This is a genomic window from Hoylesella loescheii DSM 19665 = JCM 12249 = ATCC 15930, from assembly GCF_000378085.1.
In the GTDB taxonomy this organism is placed as follows: domain Bacteria; phylum Bacteroidota; class Bacteroidia; order Bacteroidales; family Bacteroidaceae; genus Prevotella; species Prevotella loescheii.
Genome location: NZ_KB899211.1, coordinates 233041 through 252651 on the forward strand (window position 1 = coordinate 233041; position 19611 = coordinate 252651).

Below are 19611 nucleotides of genomic sequence, written 5' to 3' on the forward strand. Positions count from 1 at the left end.
GTGATGGCAGTGAGAGCACCCAGTAAACACCATGTTTTTGTGCAAAGCTTTAAGTGAGCAACCCAAGCGAGTTTTATTCCACGGATGAGCCTTATTTGGCCAATCTGCCCCGTTGTCCTTGTCCCATCTGTTCGATTAACCCTACCAAAAACAACAAAATAAGCCCAAAATTCATCTTTTAGGTAGAAAAAATTACGCTAAACGAACTATTTTTCATAATTTTGCTAACGAGCCGCCAATAACCTGTGGTGCAATCGGGTTGTGCCTTCGGTTGCTTCTGCGTGTGCCGCAGCTACGAAGCTGTACGCGCAACAACATTCGCAGAACAAACCTTTAATCTGTGCATGTACCATGGAAGCGGTCTACTATCAACGAAACCAAAACGATGATGTGCGCCAATAAACAATATCCTTTACTGACATTGTTTGCCCTGATTTTCTTGATTAGTGCCTGTAACAACCGCACTTCAAGCAGATTAGAGCAAATAGACTCGTTGTTGAGCCAAGACAACGTAGAAAAAGCCTACGCGCTAGTGCAGGCAATACCCGCGCACGAAATGGAAAACAGCGATGAAATGGCTTATTTTACGCTACTTAAAACCGAAGCAACCTACCGAAATATGCAACCTATCGACAACGATTCGATAGACCTACCCGTGTTTTATTACGAGCAGCACGGCCCCAAAGATATGCTTGCAAGGGCCTATTACTATAAGGCGTGCATCCTTTTTTTCAACCGCGACAATGTTACGGCAGCGGTTAAATTGCTAAAAAAGGCCGAAAACACCGCTCGCGGGAATGGTGGTCTGGCACTTATGCACAAGATTTTTTCGACCCTTAGCTACGTTAATCTCACCACCAAGAACTATAACACCGCGCTGTCGTATGCCAAAAAGGCTCGGGAAATGGCACTAAAGGGCGAGAATAAAATGTGGATGGCGTACAGTCTAACCTATACCGCCAATGCATACAGTGGTTTGGCCATGCCAGATAGTAATCTAACCTATCTGCTTAAGGCGCTGAAGCACTACCAATACTTAGATTCCGAAAATCAAACGGTGCTCTTAGCCAACATCAGTGACGCTTACAGGCAGATTGGAGACACGGTGAAATCGGCCAAATTCATACTTCGCGCATTGAAAGAACGCCCTGATAGCTATACCTATACCATCCTTACCGACCTCTATATGCGTAGGGGTGAATACCAAAAGGCGTTCGACTTGTTGCAAAAGGCCCTTTCAAGCGACGACATTTATACTCGCGAGAAGGCCCTGTACAATCTTTTCAAGCTGAAACAGAAAACTGGCGACTATGCAGGAGCGGCAGAGACGGCCGACTCGCTGCTGATTTTCAAAGACAAACAGCAACAAGGGTGGCAAGCCAACAATATATATGAAATACAAAATCGCTTTGATGTCGAAGCCAGCGAGCGCGAAATACGCTCGTATCGAATATATGTGGCATGCCTGGCATTGGTGTTGGTGCTCGCAGTTGTTACGCTAGTGCTCTACCATAAGTACAAAGTGGCCAAGGCTAAGCGCAGTATCTTGGAGAAAAGACTGCTCATAAGCGAGTACAGCGACCGTCTCGACCAGTTTAAACACTCACAAACCGAAGCCAATAAAGAACTAAGTGCGCTGCGACAACGCGTAAACAACCTTAAAGATAAAGAGCTGAAGATGCTTAGCAACGGTAAGTTGCTCTACGAAAGCATCCTCCAAAACCATTCCACCGTTCACTGGAGCAGTCGCGATTTCATCGATTTCATCGAGTATTTTAAGTTTATCGACGCGCCATTCATGGCCTCGTTAGATGGGGCATACAACAGTCTGTCGTCGCGTCAGTATCTCTTTCTCATCGTTACGGGCAAGATGGGGAAGAGCGAGGTCGATGCAGGTGATATACTTGGCATCAGTCCTGGAAGTGTGCGATCTATCAAAAGCCGCATCAAGACCAAGAAAAAATGATGCGCTATCTTACAAATGGCCATCTTTTAAGCTGTAAGCGGAAATCTTAAAAATAGACATCTGTTTTTATTAAAGCGCCTATAAATATGGTAAAAACAAAGTAATTAAGGTTTTTTAATTGCGAATTTATATGAGTTGACTAATGTTTTTCGTAATTTTACAACGTGAAACTCACTTGTTAGGGCTTGTCCCTTAATTTCTATTGTACGAGTATTATTTACACAGGGAAAACGTCTAGCCGAAGATAAGCAGACAGAATGCACCCAATTAAACTACAAAGCGCCAAGCGCGAGCATCACATATATATGATATGTATGCACATGCGAGGCAAATTTTAGAGAGAGTTAGAAGCTCAAAACAAAGCCATGAACAAACGCAAAACCACGTTATCATACGCTGAGATGGCCGCATACGCCACCCCAATGGGCGCTTGCACACCATTTAATCGCGTCTCCGCGCCTTTCTGCAGTATTCCGTTACAACGGATATACGGCAAAACCATGTCTTGTACATAGGTTAGGGCTTGTTCAATAAAACTTTATAGAAATAGAGAGTGACGAAGAACACGCATCATGCGGAAAACAAAAGCGACTTAAAAAACAAAAGAAATAATAATTTTAAACATCAAGAACCATGCGCATCAGATATGCTTTACCGCTCTTGCTGTTCACTGCAAGTCTTGCAGCTAACGCACAAGGGCAGTTTGTAATCAAGGGAACGATGCTGAGCGACTCCCTGTGTTACTCCAAGGGTACTGTGAGGAAGGTGTACCTCACCCACGAGGTGAACAGCCAAGAGGTGGTTGTAGATTCTGCCTACGTTACCAACAAGCAATTCGCTTTCAAGGGAACTGCGCCCGCCGTGATGACTCCTTACGCCATCACGGGGTTCGATAATGGGGCTGTACAGGTGTTTCTCGAACCGGGCAACATCGTTATCCAGCCTTTCAGCGCTAAGTTTCCCGCCCAAGCCAAGGTAAAGGGTACGCCTGCCAACAATACGTTCTTCGAGTATCAAGAGCTCTCCGAACAAATGGACCGTAAGGGTCGCGAACGCATGGACAGTGTGAAGGCAGGTCTTTCGCTTGCAGTTCTTGCCAATAAAATGGCGGTGCAGTCATACCAAAAGTCGGTAATCAGCGCCAACAACTTTGCCCTACAAGCCGCCACAATGCGCTTCGTGTGCCAACATCTTGAGTCGCCCGTGTCGCTCTACATCATGAAAAACCATCTGTTGCAATACTTTAAGCCCGACATTATTGAGGAGCAGCTGTTTAATGCAGTGCCTGCCGACACGCGTAAGCATCCCATGTACAAGCAACTTTTAAACATTGTGCGTTCCGGAAACATGCAAATTGGCAAGCCCGCACCAGATGTCGAGGGGCAAACGCCCGATGGAAAGACGGTCAGCCTATCGCAATTGCGTGGCAAATACGTGTTGCTCGACTTCTGGGCTTCATGGTGTGTGCCTTGCCGTCGTGAATTCCCATTCATCAAACAAGCCTTAAAGGTTACTGGCGATAAGGCACAATTCGTTGTGCTTAGCTATTCGATAGACAGCAAAAAGAATGAGTGGACCGACTGCATCACCAAAAACAAGCTTGCCAACGAGGATTGGAAGCACATCTCTACGCTAAAAGGTTGGGATTCGGAAGCCCTAAAACTCTACAATATCACAACCGTTCCATGCACAATTCTCATTAGTCCCAAAGGCAATGTATTAGGTTTCGACCTGCGGGGCGAACAGCTGCTCAACACCGTAAAACGCTTAAAGAATGGAGAACTAAGTCATGATTAAAACCATACATCTCACTCGCCAACACCTGTGTGCCACCCTCTCGACCTGTGCTCGCAAGTTGAACACGACGGGGCAACAAAGGTTTGCCCTTGTGCGCAACGTTGCATTAACGCTGGCTTGTTCGCTAATGGCCACCAAGGCTATGGCACAACTGCCCACGCCCACATTGCCACAAGACAACACCGAGACATGTGTGATTCGCGGACAGATAAACTCGCTGGTGGCGGCAGGTGCCAAAGCGAAGGTCAAGAACGTGTCGCTCTGCGTTGATTATGGTGATGGCAATCTCGTTCAGGTCGCTTCCACCGTAACAAATAAAGGTCGTTTTCGCTTCAATCGCAACATAACGCCCGCCAATCCCTCTATGCTTTACTATGTAACGGGGCTTGGAAGCGGTGCCATTCCCGTGTGGGTGGAGTCGGGCGAAGTAAATATCGTGGTACCAACGATTACTCAAGGCGCCGATGCCACTGTTACGGGGCCCACCACCAACACGCTATACCAAGCCTATTTTGCCCTCGCACGTCAGCGTGACCTTGCCTATAACGACTCGGTTTTGGCTTTGCAACGTCGTAAGGGAGCAGATTTCATGGCCACAAATGCGGGTAGGGATGCCCGTCAGGCTCTGCGTTCGGCAGTCGAAGTGGAATGGAACGCCAACCGAATGCAATTCTTGCTCGAGCACAACGACCTGCCACTTGCACCGCTTTTGATAAATCGCGATTTGTTGCCGCTCTTCAATAAGGGCTATGTACGCCAGTTGGCGCAATGCATTTCGCCTGCATTGGCCAAGCATCCATATACCCAAACGCTCGAAAACAACATCAAGGCGTTGAGCTTGGGAGAAGGAAACGAAGTGCCCGACATCCGTCTTCCGCAAGAAGATGGTCGCACAATCATGCTTAGCGACTTGCGTGGTAAGCACGTGTTGCTAACCTTTTGGGCGTCGTGGGCACCGGGATGCCTCGACGAAATGCAAAACCTTAAGCGCATATACGACGAAACGCGCGATGCCACCGACAAGTTCGCCATGGTGAACATGTCTATCGATAGGGAAAGAGATGCGTGGATTCGCACCGTCAAAGCACTCGGAATTAATCGCCCAGGATGGTTGCAAGCCTACGACACGCAAAACAAAGTGTCGCCCTCGGCCAATCTTTTTGGGGTTCGCGACATTCCCAAGTGCATCTTGATAACCCCTGATGGCAAGGCAATATCCTTCACGCTGATGGGTATCGAACTGTTTGCGCGAGTGAAACAAATACTCTCGGGCGACCTCTATTATCTAAGAGACGAGAGCGCAGACGAAGGAAATTAAACGCCAAGGCTTAGAAAGTTGGAAGCCAAAGGATAGGTTTGCCTAATCAGCTAGACTACTCTTGCTGGACAATCCCTTTAATTTGCCCAATTAGCACGACGCCTTTGGCTAGCCAACTTGTCTCATCTCTACGATTAGTCAGATTGTTCCAAGCAGTCAATCGGTCTTTTTCGTTCCACAAGTCTGATAGCTATTGCTAGACTTATTGGCCTTATTCCCACGGCCAAATTAAGCTTTTTTCCAAGAAAAAGCTTGTCGTTTGTACGATTGTTATTAATTTTGTGCGCGTTATCCATGGGTTAACGCGCACTTTATATATGATTATGTGTGCCACATTCCGCCTCCAATCAGCATGCTATGGCATGCTGCGCGTAACGCAAACACCCCATACCAAACCTCATTAAGCAATGAAAGAAAAGATTAAAACGATATTAGAAGATGCCCTGCCATTGGTTGATTTAGACTCAGAATTTTTGATGGCCGAACTCGATTCGTTAGATGTCACCACGATTATGATGCTCTTGTCTGACAGGTTTAACATACAAGTGGATGCCACCGACGCCACTCCGGCCAACTTCAAGAGTCTAGACACCCTTGCAGAGATGGTTCAACGAAAGATGGCAGGCAATGCTTAGCATTGAAGCACGCATCGAAAGGCATGCCCACACCACACCCAATAAGATGGTGGTGGTAACTGCCGACGACTCCATAACTTATCGTCAGCTGTACGATCAGGCAGTGGCGCGTGCCGAACACTACAAAAACATGCGAGGAAAGGGCGTCGTTCTCACCGCTACATCCAATATCGGCTTCCTCGTTAACTACTTCGCCACGCACATTTCGGGTGCTGTGGCCGTGCTTTTGCCCGCTACCGCCACGCCCGAACAGGTTGGCAGGATGGAGAAAGCCCTGCAAGGGTTCACCTTTCCCGAAGGTTCGGCCGACGTGTTGTTTACCACAGGCACCACAGGCGCACCCAAAGGGGCTGTTATTAGCACGCTCGCCATTGCCGCCAATGCCGAGAACATTACGCATGGGCAAGCCTATCACCCCGACATTACTTTTATCATACCAGGCCAACTCAACCACTTGGGTTGCCTGTCTAAGGTATTTGCCACCATTGCAACGGGTGCCACATGCCATCTTATGCCCAAACTAGACCTCAACGAGTTCTTCGCCATAGCTGCCAAAGGCAACGATATGGGCATTGCAGCCTTCCTTGTTCCGTCGTGTATACGTATGCTTGCGAAGTTCGGTGGCACGCAGATGGAGAATTTGGCAACAAAGATGGCGTTCATCGAGACAGGCGGTGATGCCTTAGACGCAGCCACAATGGCCGACATTCACAGGCAGTTGCCCCATACGCGCCTATACAACACCTACGCCTCTACTGAAACAGGAGTGGTCGCCACCTTCGAATTTACCCACCACCATGTGGCAGGATGTGTGGGCCAAGCTCTGCCTCACACGCGCTTCACCATAACTCCCGATGGCTATATACGTTGCACTGGCGACACGCTGATGAGCGGTTATCTGCGCATGGGCGAGCAAACCGCCTACGAACCGCTAGCTAGCGAGGGATTTACCACCTGCGATTGGGGCGAGATAGACGAACAAGGGAGTCTGCGTTTCAAGTGTAGGGATAGCGATGTTATCAACACGGGCGGATTCAAGGTTAGTCCGCAAGAGGTTGAGTCGGTTGCCAACAGCTTCGCCGAAGTAAAAGCTTGCGTGTGCATTGCCGTGCCTCATCCCATTTTGGGGCAAGCATTAAAATTGCTTGTTGTTGCTGATAAGCAAGCATCCATTAATCCCAAAGACTTGGCACGCCGACTAAAAGCGCATTTAGAGACGCATCAAGTGCCGCTATTTTACGAGCAGGTGGATGCTTTGGCGCAAACGCCTAATGGTAAGATAGACCGAAAATGGTATCGCAACAACCTTTCTTAAATAGGAAAGTCAGTGCATGGCGCATCGTCAAGCATTTAGGTTTGAGACTATATAATGCACCCAATGGCTTACCCCCGCTCGGCTAAACACACCATATTCAAATAGGGCATACGAACCACCTGCAAAGCCGATGGCTCGTATGCCCATATAATTTCCCATTCGACCATTAGGTTTTCCGAAGGCATATAGCATTGAAAAACCCTAATTGCCGATTGAAGATAAACCACCTTTTGTGGTTATATGTCCTTTTCTATTGGCGTTCCTACCCTTATAACCACCTTTCCTCGCAGTCCTTTACGATACTCAAAGGAGAATTTCTTGTGAGCTTTGGAATTCTGTAAAACAGTTAGCGTGTACTTGCGATTGGTGAGTTTGCCAATCTTAAAGTTCAAGTCGTAAGGACAAAAACAGTCGGCTTGTCCATCAACCTCAGTCTCATTGAGGGTTATTTCCCCGTCAACTTCGGTCAGCGAAGCCCTTAAGCTCTCGGGACGGCAATTGAAAACGGCATTCACGTGCTTAATGATGAGGTTGCCATCATTGTCTGCCTCATATTCAATATACTCTCCATCCGTTGGTATAGGCTTGCCTACATTGTCCATTGGCACTGTTCCGGTTAGTTTCTTACAACTCGAATGGGTAAAATTATCCAACTTAATGGCACCATCGGCCACTTGTTTCTCGCCCGTGCAACCGATAATCACGAGCGCGAAAGCACATGCGATAAAATAAAAAGCGTTTCTAATCATAAGCGAAAGTTTAAGTGTGTAAGTAATATAAATGGGACGCCAGCATGCCACGAAGGGTAGGGTGGCAGGGTGCTTGGTATTTAAGTCGTGCGTTGTGGGTAAATTACTGTCTGGCCATTGGGTTGCTACCATTTGCCTTTAATCATGTTGAGGTAGCCTCATTGTGGTGGAATTGTCGCCCTGTTTTGGCAACATTGCCCGCCTGTCATAGGGTGATAGTCCGTCTGATGTGCCGTTATTGCTCGCTTGTCGTAACAAGGTGGGCTACAATTTCTTGGCTCAACACCCCTCTAATATTTTGTAAAGATACGAAAGGGGTATGATATATCAATCTTACTCATATATGTTTAACCCTTTTTATGGCATGTTTTTCTTGTAACTATCTCTTTATAAGGAGGTTTTGTATTATGAGGGCGTTGTCTGTGTTAACGTGGTTTAAATGCTCGTACTCGTTCAATTCCTTGTCAAACACTGATTTAGCCTACTGTTTGAGGCGTGTTGATGGGGTTATAATCACCTTTTGCATACGTTAAACTTTGTGTAAAGAAGAGCGTTTTTGCCTGCTCTTAGTTGCATGTTACCGATAAGTAACCTAACTTTGTAGTTACTTATCGGTAACATTAAAATAAGAAACGGAATGAAAGACAAGGAACTTACACAGGTGAAAATACTCGAAGCAGTTGACAGCATCATTGTCAACGATGGTTTCGAACGCATCGGCGTCAATGCCATTGCCCAAAAGGCGGGTGTTTCGAAGATGCTTATCTATCGGTATTTTGGTGGCTTAGACGAGTTGATTGCTCAATACTTGCTGCGCAAAGACTATTGGGCCAACACCGATATGCACATTATCGATGGGGCGGATGTGGCAGGAAGCCTTAAGCGAATGTTTCGCGAGCAAATCGTTCAGTTGCGAAACGACGTCACGTTGAGGCGTTTGTGCCGTTGGGAACTCACCGCCGACAATGAGAACACTCAGCAGTTGCGCGACAGTAGGGCACGAAATGGCTGCGAACTGATAAAGGCCGTGAGTGGTTTTACCCATTCTAGCCACACCGAAGTTGCGGCCTTGGCCACCATTCTCTCTGCTGCCATCAGCTATTTGGTGCTGATTGAGGACCAAAGTCCCACGTATAACGGCATCAACTTGCAGAGCGACGAGGGCTGGGAGCAGATTATTAAAGGTTTAGACTTAATTATTGATTTATGGATTAAGCAAGTTTAATGCCTAAGTTAGGGGTGTGCCGAATGCGAAGATAGACCCAAACGCCTTGCCTGCTTCGTGCTCCCCTTGTCAACGCGTTAGCTTGTTAACTTGTCAACTTAATTAATGAGCGATGAAAAAATATTCGTAACACTTATCTTATTTGTAGGAATGATGAGTAATGTATTAGCCCAAGAAGCCGACTATCTGTTTATGATAGCGCAGGCTGTTAAGGCCCCATCGGGCCATAACACGCAACCATGGTTGTTTAAGATAGCAGATGGGGAGATAGACATTATCCCCGACTTCACCAAGTCGCTGCCAGTTGTCGATCCAAACCACCGCGAATTGTTCGTGAGTCTTGGCTGTGCTGCCGAAAATCTCTGTGTTGCAGCCGCCCATAAGGGGTATGAAGCAAGGGTGGCTGTTACCAACGAGGGCGTAATTAGGGTGCTTCTAGCCAAGCAAAGCCATGATGTGGCAAGCCCTTTGTTCGCCCAAATCCCCCTGAGGCAGACCAACAGAAGCAGATATGATGGTAAGATCATCCCTGATGACAGCATTGCCTTGTTAAAGAATGTCGCTGCAGAACCTCCCATTGCTGTGCATTTCTATAAGAATGGTTCGTCGCCATACGCTGCGATAACCGAAATGGTATATGCGGGCAACCATCTGCAAATGCACAACAAGGCCTTTAAGGAGGAGTTGCAGCTGTGGATGCGGTATAACAAGAAGCACCAGGATGCAACGAAAGACGGACTAAGCTATGCCGTATTTGGTGCACCAAACGTGCCCAAGTTTATCGCAAAGCCGATAATGGCCAAAGCCATCAACGAGAAAAAGCAGAACAAGAGCGATAGCAAAAATCTTGCTTCGGCCTCTCATCTGGTGCTACTGACCAGCAAGGACAATACGATTGAACAATGGGTGAACTTAGGACGAACGCTGGAACGCATCCTTTTAAGAACCACGCAAATGGGAATTGCGCACGCTTACCTAAACCAACCCAACGAAGAGGCCTCGTTGTCGGGGCAGCTTGCACAGAAATTGGGACTTACCAACGAGTATCCCACCATCTTAATTCGTATCGGTTATGGCAAGAAAATGCCATATTCGTTGCGGAGAGAGGGCGTAATCGTAAGATGATGTCTCAATCCCCAACCCCTCTCCGATGGGGGAGAGGGGTGTAATTAGCATTGTTGGTGAGCAAAGATTGCTTGTTCTTTAAAAACATGTCGATATTTTCTTCTGCCAAGCAAGATGCCCGTTTTCTATCAAAAAGGCCATGTTGCGTATCGTCGCAGGTGAGCTTTCATAACCCGCTTGTTATGCCTTTGTAGTCAACTTTATCAGTGCATGGCGTGTTCTCGCTAACTTGGAACGCTGTTCCGGATGAAATGGAATCACGTTCCAGTTGATATGGAACAGCATTCCGGATGATATGGAACAGGGTTCCAGCTTATCGATTGTAACCCTCTTGTTTATATAGAATAGCATCTGCAACGTTTCAATAGGTGCTTGATGTTAAGCTGTTGATTCCTAAAAGAGCAATGATGGGATGTTGATCTCTGTTTTTTGGTGGTGCGATAACTGACTTTTGAGGAACGAAAAAGAGTGCGTCCCACCTTTATTCACGCTCCTATACTTGTGCTTTTCTCGTTCGTCGAAAAGCATGTTTCGCCTTTCCGTCTGGCTAAAAGTTCCGTTCAGCTGATGCACATTCTTGGCTAAGGCGAAGCCCAAGCAAGCTTGGCGTTGTTCGTATGCCTTAACAAAAAAGTTCATGAGTTGATGTCCGTGCGACACCCAACCCATGAACTTTAATTGTTTATATGCTTATAAGCTTGCTAATTCGTAGTTTTGCTTACTCCAAATATGTGTATCCGTACAATCCCGAACGGTAATTCGAGAGGAACTCTTTACCCTCTTCGAGCGAAATCTTACCTTGCTTAACGCTCTTCGTCACCCATATTTCGAGTTGTCTAACCAGCTTCTTGGGGTTATACTGTACGTATGCCAGTACCTCTTCAACCGTTTCGCCGTCGAAAATCTGGTCGATGTGATACTGCCCATCCTTTACCGACACGTGCACGGCATTGGTATCGCCGAAGAGATTGTGCATATCGCCCAATATTTCTTGGTATGCGCCAACGAGGAACACGCCCAAATAATATGGTTCGTTTTTGCGAAGCGTGTGCACGGGCAGCACATGCGAGATGTGGCGGTTGGTAACGAAGTTGGCAATCTTTCCGTCGCTGTCGCACGTAATGTCTTGTAGCGTGGCGTTGCGTGTGGGTCTTTCGTCGAGCCTTTGTATGGGAACGATGGGGAAAAGCTGGTCGATGGCCCAACTGTCGGGTAGCGATTGGAAGAGCGAGAAGTTGCAGAAGTACTTGTCTGCTAAGATTTTGTCCATGTTGCGCAATTCTTCGGGCACGTGTTTCAGGCCTTTGGCGATGGTGTTAATCTCTCGGCACACGCTCCAATACATGCTTTCGATCTCTGCTCGCGTACGAAGGTCAACCAATCCGTGGGCAAAAAGGTCGAGCGACTCTTCTCTAATCTGCTCCGCATCATGCCAATCTTCGAGCATCGAGCGTGAGTTGATGTTGTCCCAGATGTCGTAAAGGTCTTTCACCAGTTGGTGATCGTTCTCCGAAGGCTCAAACTCTTCCTTCATTTCGGGTAGCGAAGCCGTTTCCAACACGTCGATAACCAGCACGCTATGGTGAGCCGTTAGCGAGCGTCCACTCTCTGTAATGATGTTGGGATGGTCTATGCCGTTTTTGTTTGCAGCCTCAACGAAGGTGTAGATACAGTCGTTAACGTATTCTTGTATCGAATAGTTCACCGAACTTTCACTGCTTGGCGACCGCGTTCCGTCGTAATCCACGCCCAATCCACCACCACAATCCACGAAATCTACATCGTAACCCATATTATGTAGCTGCACATAGAACTGCGAAGCCTCACGAAGGGCGGTTTGAATGCGGCGTATTTTGGTGATTTGCGACCCGATATGGAAGTGTATCAGCTTTAAGCAGTCGTGCAAACCCTTTTGATCGAGCAGTTCGAGAGCCTGTAACAGTTCGCTACTTGTTAGGCCGAACTTGCTGGCATCACCACCACTCTCTTCCCATTTACCCGATCCCGACGAGGCCAACTTGATGCGAATGCCCAGGTTGGGACGCACGTTTAGCTTCTTGGCAGCACGTGCGATGAGCTCCAACTCATTGAGTTTCTCGATGACAAGGAAAATGCGCTTGCCCATTTTTTGTGCCAAAAGCGCCAGTTCGATATAGCTTTGGTCTTTATATCCGTTGCAGATGATGAGCGAGTCGCTTTGGCATTGCACGGCGATAACGGCGTGCAGTTCGGGCTTAGAGCCAGCTTCAAGGCCAAGGTTGAACTTACGGCCGTGCGAGATAATCTCTTCTACCACGGGTTGCATTTGGTTAACCTTGATGGGGTAGATAACAAAGTTCTCGCCTTTGTAATCGTATTTCTCGGAAGCTTGCCTGAAACAGCTGGCCGTTTTCTCGATGCGACTGTCGAGGATATCGGGAAAACGCAACAGCACAGGTGGCGTAACGTCGCGCAAAGCTAGCTCGTCCATCACGTCGCGCAAGTCTATCTCGGTGTTGTCCTTACATGGCGACACGCATACATCGCCCTTATCGTTAACGCCAAAAAACGAAGTGCCCCAACCGTTGATGTTGTACAGTTCCTTCGAATCTTCAATAGTCCATTTCTTCATTTCTGCTATTTGTGGGTTCTGTTATAAATATTGAGTGGTAACTTATGGCTACATGCTACACCTTGAGCATGGCCCGAGCCTGCGCCACCGATATCTTTATCTTCTCGTAGTTATCCATCAGGCTCACGTCGAGCGTGTGGTGCGCGCGCAGGTAGTAGGGTTCGCGTGCCGCAAGCTGGTCGCTGATGAAGCGTTCCACCTCGTCGGGCGTTTTATTGAGTAATAGTGGGCGTACCGTCTTGCCCATTTTCAGGTGTTTGTACAGCACGTCGGGCGAGGCTTTGAGATAGAGCGTGAGGCCCTGCTGATTGATATATTCCATGTTGTCGAAGAAGCATGGTGTGCCGCCTCCACAGCTAATGAGCACCCCTTCAAACTCAGCCACCTCGTGCAACATGTTTCGTTCGATGCGCCTAAAACCCTCTTCGCCCAGTTCGGCAAACAGTTGGGCCACCGTTTTATGCATGCGTGTCTCGATATACCAGTCTAGGTCGTAGAAGCGCATGCCCAATTCGTCTGCCAAAGCCTTGCCGATGGTGGTTTTGCCTGCCCCCATATAACCAACGAGTATGATGCGATGGCATGCGCCTTGCATCTTGTTGGGGGTGGTGGGGCATTGCAAATCGTTGTGCATGTTGGTGCTTAGCTTATGCGCTATTCGGCCTTTTGCCGGCGCTAGTTTACTTCTTTGCCTTGCTGGTGGTGGCTTTTCGCGTTGTGCGCTTGGTTTTGGTGGGTGTTGTTTTCACCAGTTCCATGCACTGCTCGTAGGTCAGTTCGCTGGCTTTATCGTGCAGATCTTTGGGCAATTTGTAGTTTTTGCCGTCGTAAGCGAGGTATGGACCGAACTTGCCGTTTATCACTTCGAGCTTCGGGTCTTCGGCAAACGACTTCAAGTGCTTTTGCTTTTCCTGCATACGCTTTTGCTCGATAAGGGCCACCGACGTTTCTAGCGTCACCGAAGTGGGGTCTTCGGTGCTGGGCAACGACGTGTACTTCTTGTCGTGTAGGATGTAAGGGCCGAACCTTCCCGTACCAATCACCACCGGTTTACCCTCGAATTCGCCAATGGTTCGTGGCAATTTAAACAGCTCGAGCGCCTCTTCCAGGGTGATGGTTTCGATGCTTTGGCCTGTAGTAAGGTTAGAGAAGCGTGGCTTTTCGTCGTCGCTGGCGATACCAATTTGTGCCACAGGACCGAAACGACCTATCTTTACGAGCACAGGTTTGCCTGTTGCGGGGTCTTCTCCCAGCACACGTTCGCCCGCCTTATGTTCCGAACGGGCGTTCATCACGCTGTCTACCGTAGGACCAAAACCGGCGTAAAAGTCTTTCATCATTGCCTTCCATTGCTCTTGTCCTTCGGCAATGCGGTCGAAATCTTCCTCTACGCTCGCCGTAAAATTGTAGTCCATGATGTTGGGGAAACTCTCCATCAGGAAGTCGTTCACCACGATGCCGATGTCGGTTGGCAGCAGTTTGCCCTTGTCGCCACCAACATTCTCTTTCTTGTTTTTGCTGGTTACGACAATGCCTTTTAGCGTATCAACCACGTACTGGCGCTCTTTGCCCTTGCTGTCGCCCCGTGTTACGTATTGGCGTTGTTGTATCGTGCTGATTGTTGGGGCATAAGTGGAGGGACGACCGATGCCCAATTCTTCCATCTTGTGTACCAAACTGGCCTCGGTATAGCGTGAAGGACCTTGGCTAAAACGTTCGATAGAGGTTATCTCACGTCGTTCCAGCTTGTCGCCTTCGCTAATGGGTGGCAGCATTCTCGATGCATCTGCCTGTCCTTCATCTTCGTCGTCGGTAGACTCGCGATACACTTTCAAGAACCCATCGAACACCAGTACCTCGCCCGTAGCTATGAAATGCTCTGTCGTTCCCGAAACGTTTATCGCTACACGGGTCTTTTCCAATTGGGCTTCAGCCATCTGCGAGGCGGCCGTTCGCTTCCAAATCAGGTCGTACAGTTTCTTTTCTTGTTGTGTTCCGTCAATCTTTGTGACGTTCATATAAGTAGGGCGTATGGCCTCGTGTGCCTCTTGTGCGCCCTTCGAATGCGTGTGGAAGTTGCGCGGCATGCTGTATTGCTCGCCCCATTGTTGGGTAATCTCTTCCTTGGTAGCGTTAATGCAAAGACTCGAGAGGTTCACACTGTCGGTACGCATGTAGGTAATGCGACCGCTTTCGTATAGTCTTTGGGCCACCATCATGGTTTGCGACACGCTGAAACCTAGCTTTCGGGCCGCCTCTTGTTGAAGTGTTGAGGTGGTAAAGGGTGGTGCCGGCGAGCGCTTTACGGGCTTTTTGGTTACACTTTCTACGATGAAATCGGCGTGTTTGCACTTTTCGAGGAAGGCCAAGGCCTCTTCATGGGTTTTAAAACGCGTGTCTAGTTCGGCGTCTACTTCGGTGATGCCGCCCTCGGCATTGGTTATGGCGAAGATGGCAACGATGCGATAGAAGGCTTCGGGTTTGAAAGCGTGTATCTCGCGTTCACGATCTACCACCAGTCTAACGGCTACGCTCTGCACCCTACCTGCCGAAAGCGAGGGCTTAACTTTGCGCCAAAGGATGGGCGACAGCATAAATCCCACCACGCGATCGAGTACACGTCGCGCTTGTTGCGCGTCAACGAGGTTCATATCCACACGTCGCGGCTCTTCAATGGCCCTAAGTATGGCGGGTTTAGTAATCTCGTGGAACACGATACGGTTGGTTTTGTCTTCGTCTAGACCCAAAACCTCGCACAAGTGCCATGATATGGCTTCCCCTTCGCGGTCTTCATCACTTGCCAACCATACGCGTTTGGCGTCCTTTGCCGCCTTTTGCAGTTCGCTAACCACCTTCTTCTTGTCGTCGGAAATTTCGTAATAAGGCTCGAAAGTGTCTAGATCCACGCTCAATCCGGTCTTTTTCAGGTCGCGAATATGTCCGTAGCTAGACATCACCTTGAAGTCGTTTCCAAGGAATTTCTCTATGGTTTTGGCCTTTGCGGGGCTCTCAACGATCACTAAATTTTCTTGCATGGCGCTATGTTGTTATTTCGTTCGGTGCATGTTGCAATAGTTCGCGCATCTCGATGTCATGCAAACCATTTGCCGCGCAAAAGTAAATAAAACTTTTGCATACACATTATTATATATAGAGGCTTTAACCTTTTTTAGCAAAAGAAGCTTATGTGATGGTTGATTGGTTGGTGAGTGCGAAGCATTGGTTGAGGGGTGGGGGTGAGTTAAGCTGTGATTTGTAGGCCAATAAATGTTGCTTGCGGGGTAAAATGCCGATGGATGATGCGCCCTTGCTACGCACAAGGCCAGCTGTCATTCGCTACAAATCCACCTTCCATTCGCCACAGATCCAGCTGTCATTTGCTACAAAGTCACCTGGCATTCGTCACAAATCCACCTGCCATTCGTCGATTTGCATACGTTATGTATAACATCAATTTATATTCAAACGTACATAAAAACTGCATAAAACTATAAATTCATACCAAAAACAACGTTTTTATAATAAATTTCTTGGCTAAACTAATAAATTATCATACTTTTGCAGCTCTTTACAGATAATAGATAAGAATTCGAAAGCAAACATTAGTTCTTTTGTGTAGATAAATATGCAGTTTAAAAAGATGCTCATACAGATTATATTGATAGAAAGCATAGACGGTGAAAGCTAGATGAAATGGCCGTCGACACACATTTACGAATAGCTCCAATTAAGTTGATTGAAATCGAATGGGAGCGCGAACGAAGTAGAAAGAAAGTTAAAGGATAAATCAGATTAAAAGGTTTTTTATGGTAAAAAGATTAGCAACGATCCTGACCGGGCTGTTCCTTGTTATTGGAACAGCACTGGCCGACGACCGATTTAGCGGTGTAGTAACATCAAGCGACACTGGTGAGCCCATCGTTGGAGCAACGGTAAAGGTTGTGGGAACGACCTTGGGCACAGTAACCGACATCGACGGCAAATTCTCTATCGATGCTCCCGATGGCGCAAAATTAGAGATTACATACGTGGGAATGACTCCCAAGACCGTGAAAGCAGCCAAGCAGATGACCATTAAGCTTGATCCCGATAGCCGACTTCTTGATGAAGTGGTGGTGACGGGCTATGGAAACTTCAAGAAATCTTCGTTTACGGGAGCCGCCTCCACAATTAATACATCGGCTTTAGAAAGCGTTCCTGTGCTGTCTGTTGAGAACAAGCTGGCAGGAAGTGTGCCTGGCGTAACCATTACATCAGAGTCGGGCTCGCCTGGAGCCGTCTCGCAGGTGCGTATACGTGGTATGGGTTCTATCAACGCAGGCAACGAGCCCCTCTATGTTATCGACGGAACGCCTGTAACATCAGGTAACATCAGCGAATTTGACTATAGCAGCGCCGGAACAAACGTGCTTGCTACCATCAATCCCAACGATATTGAGAACGTAACCATTATTAAGGACGCAGCGGCAGCCTCACTTTACGGGTCGCGTGCAGCCAACGGAGTTGTGGTTATCACAACGAAGAGCGGCAGCCGAGGCAAAACCAGAGTGGATTTCAGAAGCGATTGGGGTGCGTCTAACATGGCTGTGGACTATCGTCCGCAACTTGGCGGACCCGAAAGAAGGGCTGTTTTGCAAGAGGGATTGAAGAATTACTACCTATACGAAGAAAAACTGACGGCCGAAAAGGCTGCTGAACAGGCCGCGAAAGATATAGATGAGTTTGCAGCTATGCCCGCAACGGGATGGACCGACTGGAAAAAACTGCTGTTCAGAACGGGTACTCACCAGAACTATCAAGCGAATGTGTCGGGCGGAAACGAACGTACAATGTTCTATGCATCGGCTGCCTACACCAAGCAAAATGGTATAACCGAGCAACAATCGCTAGAGCGCCTCACGGGAAACCTCAACGTTACCCACACCTGGGGTAGGCTTACGTTGAACCTAAGCTCGATGTTCTCGAAGATGGGACAGAGCGTTTCGGGTGAAAGTGGTGGCTACGACGCGCCCATTGCCAACTACGTATTGATGCAAACGCCTTCGTCGGTGGCCTATAATGCCGATGGAAGCTTTGCTCCTGGTGGTGGATATTTCAACCGAAACCCACTATACCAGTGGCAACATAAAAGCGACAAGAACGTGGTACATAGGGCTTTCAATAGCTTGAAGGCCGACTTTAAGATACTGGATGGTCTTAAATTCAGCCAGAAGGTTGTCTACGACTTTATTGCGGGCAACCAAAGTGTGCTGTGGGACCGCTATTCGGGCGACGGCGCATCTGCTGGTGGAGACTTCCAACGTATGTTAGTTGATGTTCAACAGCTCAACGCCCAGTCGCAGCTTAACTACGTTAAGTCGTTTGGGGAACACAACCTCGACGCCCTGTTGGGTTTCGAAACAGAAGACTACACCTACACGGTGAACTATCTTGACGGTTCGAACTATCCTGGTGACCTTTACGAAATAAGCAATGCCGGAACGACAAAGGCATCGACCGAGTTTGTACAAAACAGGCTCGTGTCTTATCTTGGCCGCGTAAACTACAACTACGCCAACCGCTATTACCTTGGTTTCAGCTTCCGTCGCGATGGTAGTTCGCGTCTGGCACGTAGCAACCGATGGGGCGATTTTTGGTCGGTGTCGGGTTCATGGCGCTTTACCGAAGAGCCATTCTTCGCTTCCCTACGCCCCGTGATAAACGATGGTAAGTTCAGAGTTTCGTACGGATTGAACGGAACGCAGCCAAGTTCGAGCTACGGATACTTCAATCTCTTTAAATATGGTGAGCGATACGATGGCAAACCCGGAATAGGTGTAACCACAGCAGGTAATGCCGACCTGAAATGGGAGAAGAACAAGGCCCTCAATGTGGGACTTGATCTCAGCTTCATAAACCGCATCAACCTAACGTTCGACTATTACACGCGCACCACGAGCGACCTTATCTACGATATGCCCATATCTTTCATACCGGGATATTTCAGTGGCTCGGGTGCAACGCAAGCCCGAAACATCGGCTCGTTGCGTAACTCGGGTTTCGAGTTAACCATCTCTTCGGTGAACATCTCTAAGAAAGATTTCACTTGGAGCACGTCGCTCAACATGGGACATAACCGTAACAAGGTGCTATCGCTTAACGGCTTAATAAACGAAGCTACCGATACCGACTATCCGCGCCTAATTCTTCACCGCGTGGGCGAAACCTATAACGCCTATTACGGTTATGAATATGCAGGTGTAGACCCGAAGACGGGTAAGGAACAATATTACATTAACGACCCCAATAACCCTTCGCGTGAAACAACCACTGAGGTGGGCAAGGCCAACAAGGTGATTTTGGGTAGCAGTGAAGCGGCCATACAGGGCGGTATAACCAATAACATCACGTGGAAATTTATCGACCTGGGCCTCACCTTTACCTACCAATTGGGCGGCGATGCTTACGACTATCTGCGCTTCCAGCACTCTAATGGTGGTGCCGAGATGTATCGGGGTAGCACGCCTTCTTACAACAAGCTTGAAGATATGTGGAAAGGTCCGGGCGACACGTCGGCCAAATTGCCGAAGTTCCAGTATGGCAGCACGGGCGTTTACTCGTCGCGCTGGATGATGCCGCTAGACTATCTGCGACTGAAGAACCTCACCCTAGGTTTCTCTGCGCCTCAAGACTACCTGCGCCGACTGGGCTTGACCAAGGCACGCGTTTACTTCTCGAGCAACAACCTGCTCACATTTAAGTCGAGCAAGCTATACGTAGACCCCGAAGTACCTGTAAGCGGAGCGGCCGGTTTCGAAACGCCACAGCTGCGTACCTATACCTTCGGTGTAGAGATTGGGTTCTAAACACCCACACATTATCATATATATA

13 protein-coding genes are annotated in these 19611 nt (G+C 48.2%); 8 read left to right on the plus strand and 5 right to left on the minus strand.

Going from position 1 to position 19611, the window contains the following annotated elements; translation table 11 throughout:
• Positions 1-340: 340 nt before the first annotated feature.
• The 5 genes from F453_RS0103210 to F453_RS0103235 all read left to right on the plus strand — a co-directional run bounded on the left by F453_RS0103210 (position 341) and on the right by F453_RS0103235 (position 7031).
• On the plus strand, positions 341-1966 hold the full coding sequence (locus F453_RS0103210) for a tetratricopeptide repeat protein (RefSeq protein WP_244869407.1): 1626 nt from the start codon (positions 341-343) through the stop codon (positions 1964-1966).
• Between the two features lie 633 nt (positions 1967-2599).
• On the plus strand, positions 2600-3763 hold the full coding sequence (locus F453_RS0103220) for a TlpA disulfide reductase family protein (RefSeq protein WP_009237152.1): 1164 nt from the start codon (positions 2600-2602) through the stop codon (positions 3761-3763).
• On the plus strand, positions 3756-5081 hold the full coding sequence (locus F453_RS0103225; protein WP_018966710.1) for a TlpA disulfide reductase family protein: 1326 nt from the start codon (positions 3756-3758) through the stop codon (positions 5079-5081). Before F453_RS0103220 ends, F453_RS0103225 begins: the two co-directional genes overlap by 8 nt.
• A gap of 407 nt (positions 5082-5488) precedes the next feature.
• Positions 5489-5716, plus strand: a complete 228-nt coding sequence (locus F453_RS0103230; protein ID WP_018966711.1) for an acyl carrier protein — start codon at positions 5489-5491, stop codon at positions 5714-5716.
• Positions 5709-7031 (plus strand): class I adenylate-forming enzyme family protein, encoded by a 1323-nt coding sequence (locus F453_RS0103235; RefSeq protein WP_018966712.1) that lies wholly within the window; start codon positions 5709-5711, stop codon positions 7029-7031. Before F453_RS0103230 ends, F453_RS0103235 begins: the two co-directional genes overlap by 8 nt.
• 236 nt (positions 7032-7267) lie before the next feature.
• Here F453_RS0103235 and F453_RS0103240 read toward each other — a convergent pair whose 3' ends face one another.
• Positions 7268-7912, minus strand: coding sequence for a hypothetical protein (locus tag F453_RS0103240; RefSeq protein WP_018966713.1), 645 nt, complete (start codon positions 7910-7912; stop codon positions 7268-7270).
• 505 nt (positions 7913-8417) lie between these two features.
• Here F453_RS0103240 and F453_RS0103245 point away from each other — a divergent pair.
• Together F453_RS0103245 and F453_RS0103250 are read left to right on the plus strand one after the other, a co-directional pair.
• Entirely contained in the window at positions 8418-9005 is a 588-nt protein-coding gene (locus tag F453_RS0103245) for a TetR/AcrR family transcriptional regulator (protein WP_018966714.1), read from the plus strand.
• Positions 9006-9158: 153 nt separating this feature from the next.
• Complete coding sequence (locus F453_RS0103250; protein ID WP_445236354.1) at positions 9159-10130, plus strand: Acg family FMN-binding oxidoreductase; 972 nt, start codon at positions 9159-9161, stop codon at positions 10128-10130.
• A gap of 393 nt (positions 10131-10523) precedes the next feature.
• On the opposite strand, the gene F453_RS0103255 is transcribed toward F453_RS0103250, so the two are convergent.
• The 4 genes from F453_RS0103255 to topA form a co-directional block, all read right to left on the minus strand.
• Positions 10524-10769: a heat-shock protein gene (locus F453_RS0103255; RefSeq protein ID WP_148295804.1), complete on the minus strand. Its 246-nt coding sequence runs from the start codon at positions 10767-10769 to the stop codon at positions 10524-10526.
• 79 nt (positions 10770-10848) lie between these two features.
• On the minus strand, positions 10849-12741 hold the full coding sequence (gene speA, locus F453_RS0103260) for a biosynthetic arginine decarboxylase (protein WP_018966717.1): 1893 nt from the start codon (positions 12739-12741) through the stop codon (positions 10849-10851).
• A 55-nt stretch (positions 12742-12796) separates the two neighbouring features.
• Complete coding sequence (locus F453_RS0103265) at positions 12797-13375, minus strand: shikimate kinase (protein WP_018966718.1); 579 nt, start codon at positions 13373-13375, stop codon at positions 12797-12799.
• A 46-nt stretch (positions 13376-13421) separates the two neighbouring features.
• Entirely contained in the window at positions 13422-15776 is a 2355-nt protein-coding gene (topA, locus tag F453_RS0103270) for a type I DNA topoisomerase (protein WP_018966719.1), read from the minus strand.
• Between the two features lie 771 nt (positions 15777-16547).
• Between topA and F453_RS0103275 the strand changes: the two genes are divergently transcribed.
• Entirely contained in the window at positions 16548-19586 is a 3039-nt protein-coding gene (locus F453_RS0103275) for a SusC/RagA family TonB-linked outer membrane protein (protein ID WP_018966721.1), read from the plus strand.
• The last annotated feature ends 25 nt before the right edge of the window (positions 19587-19611 follow it).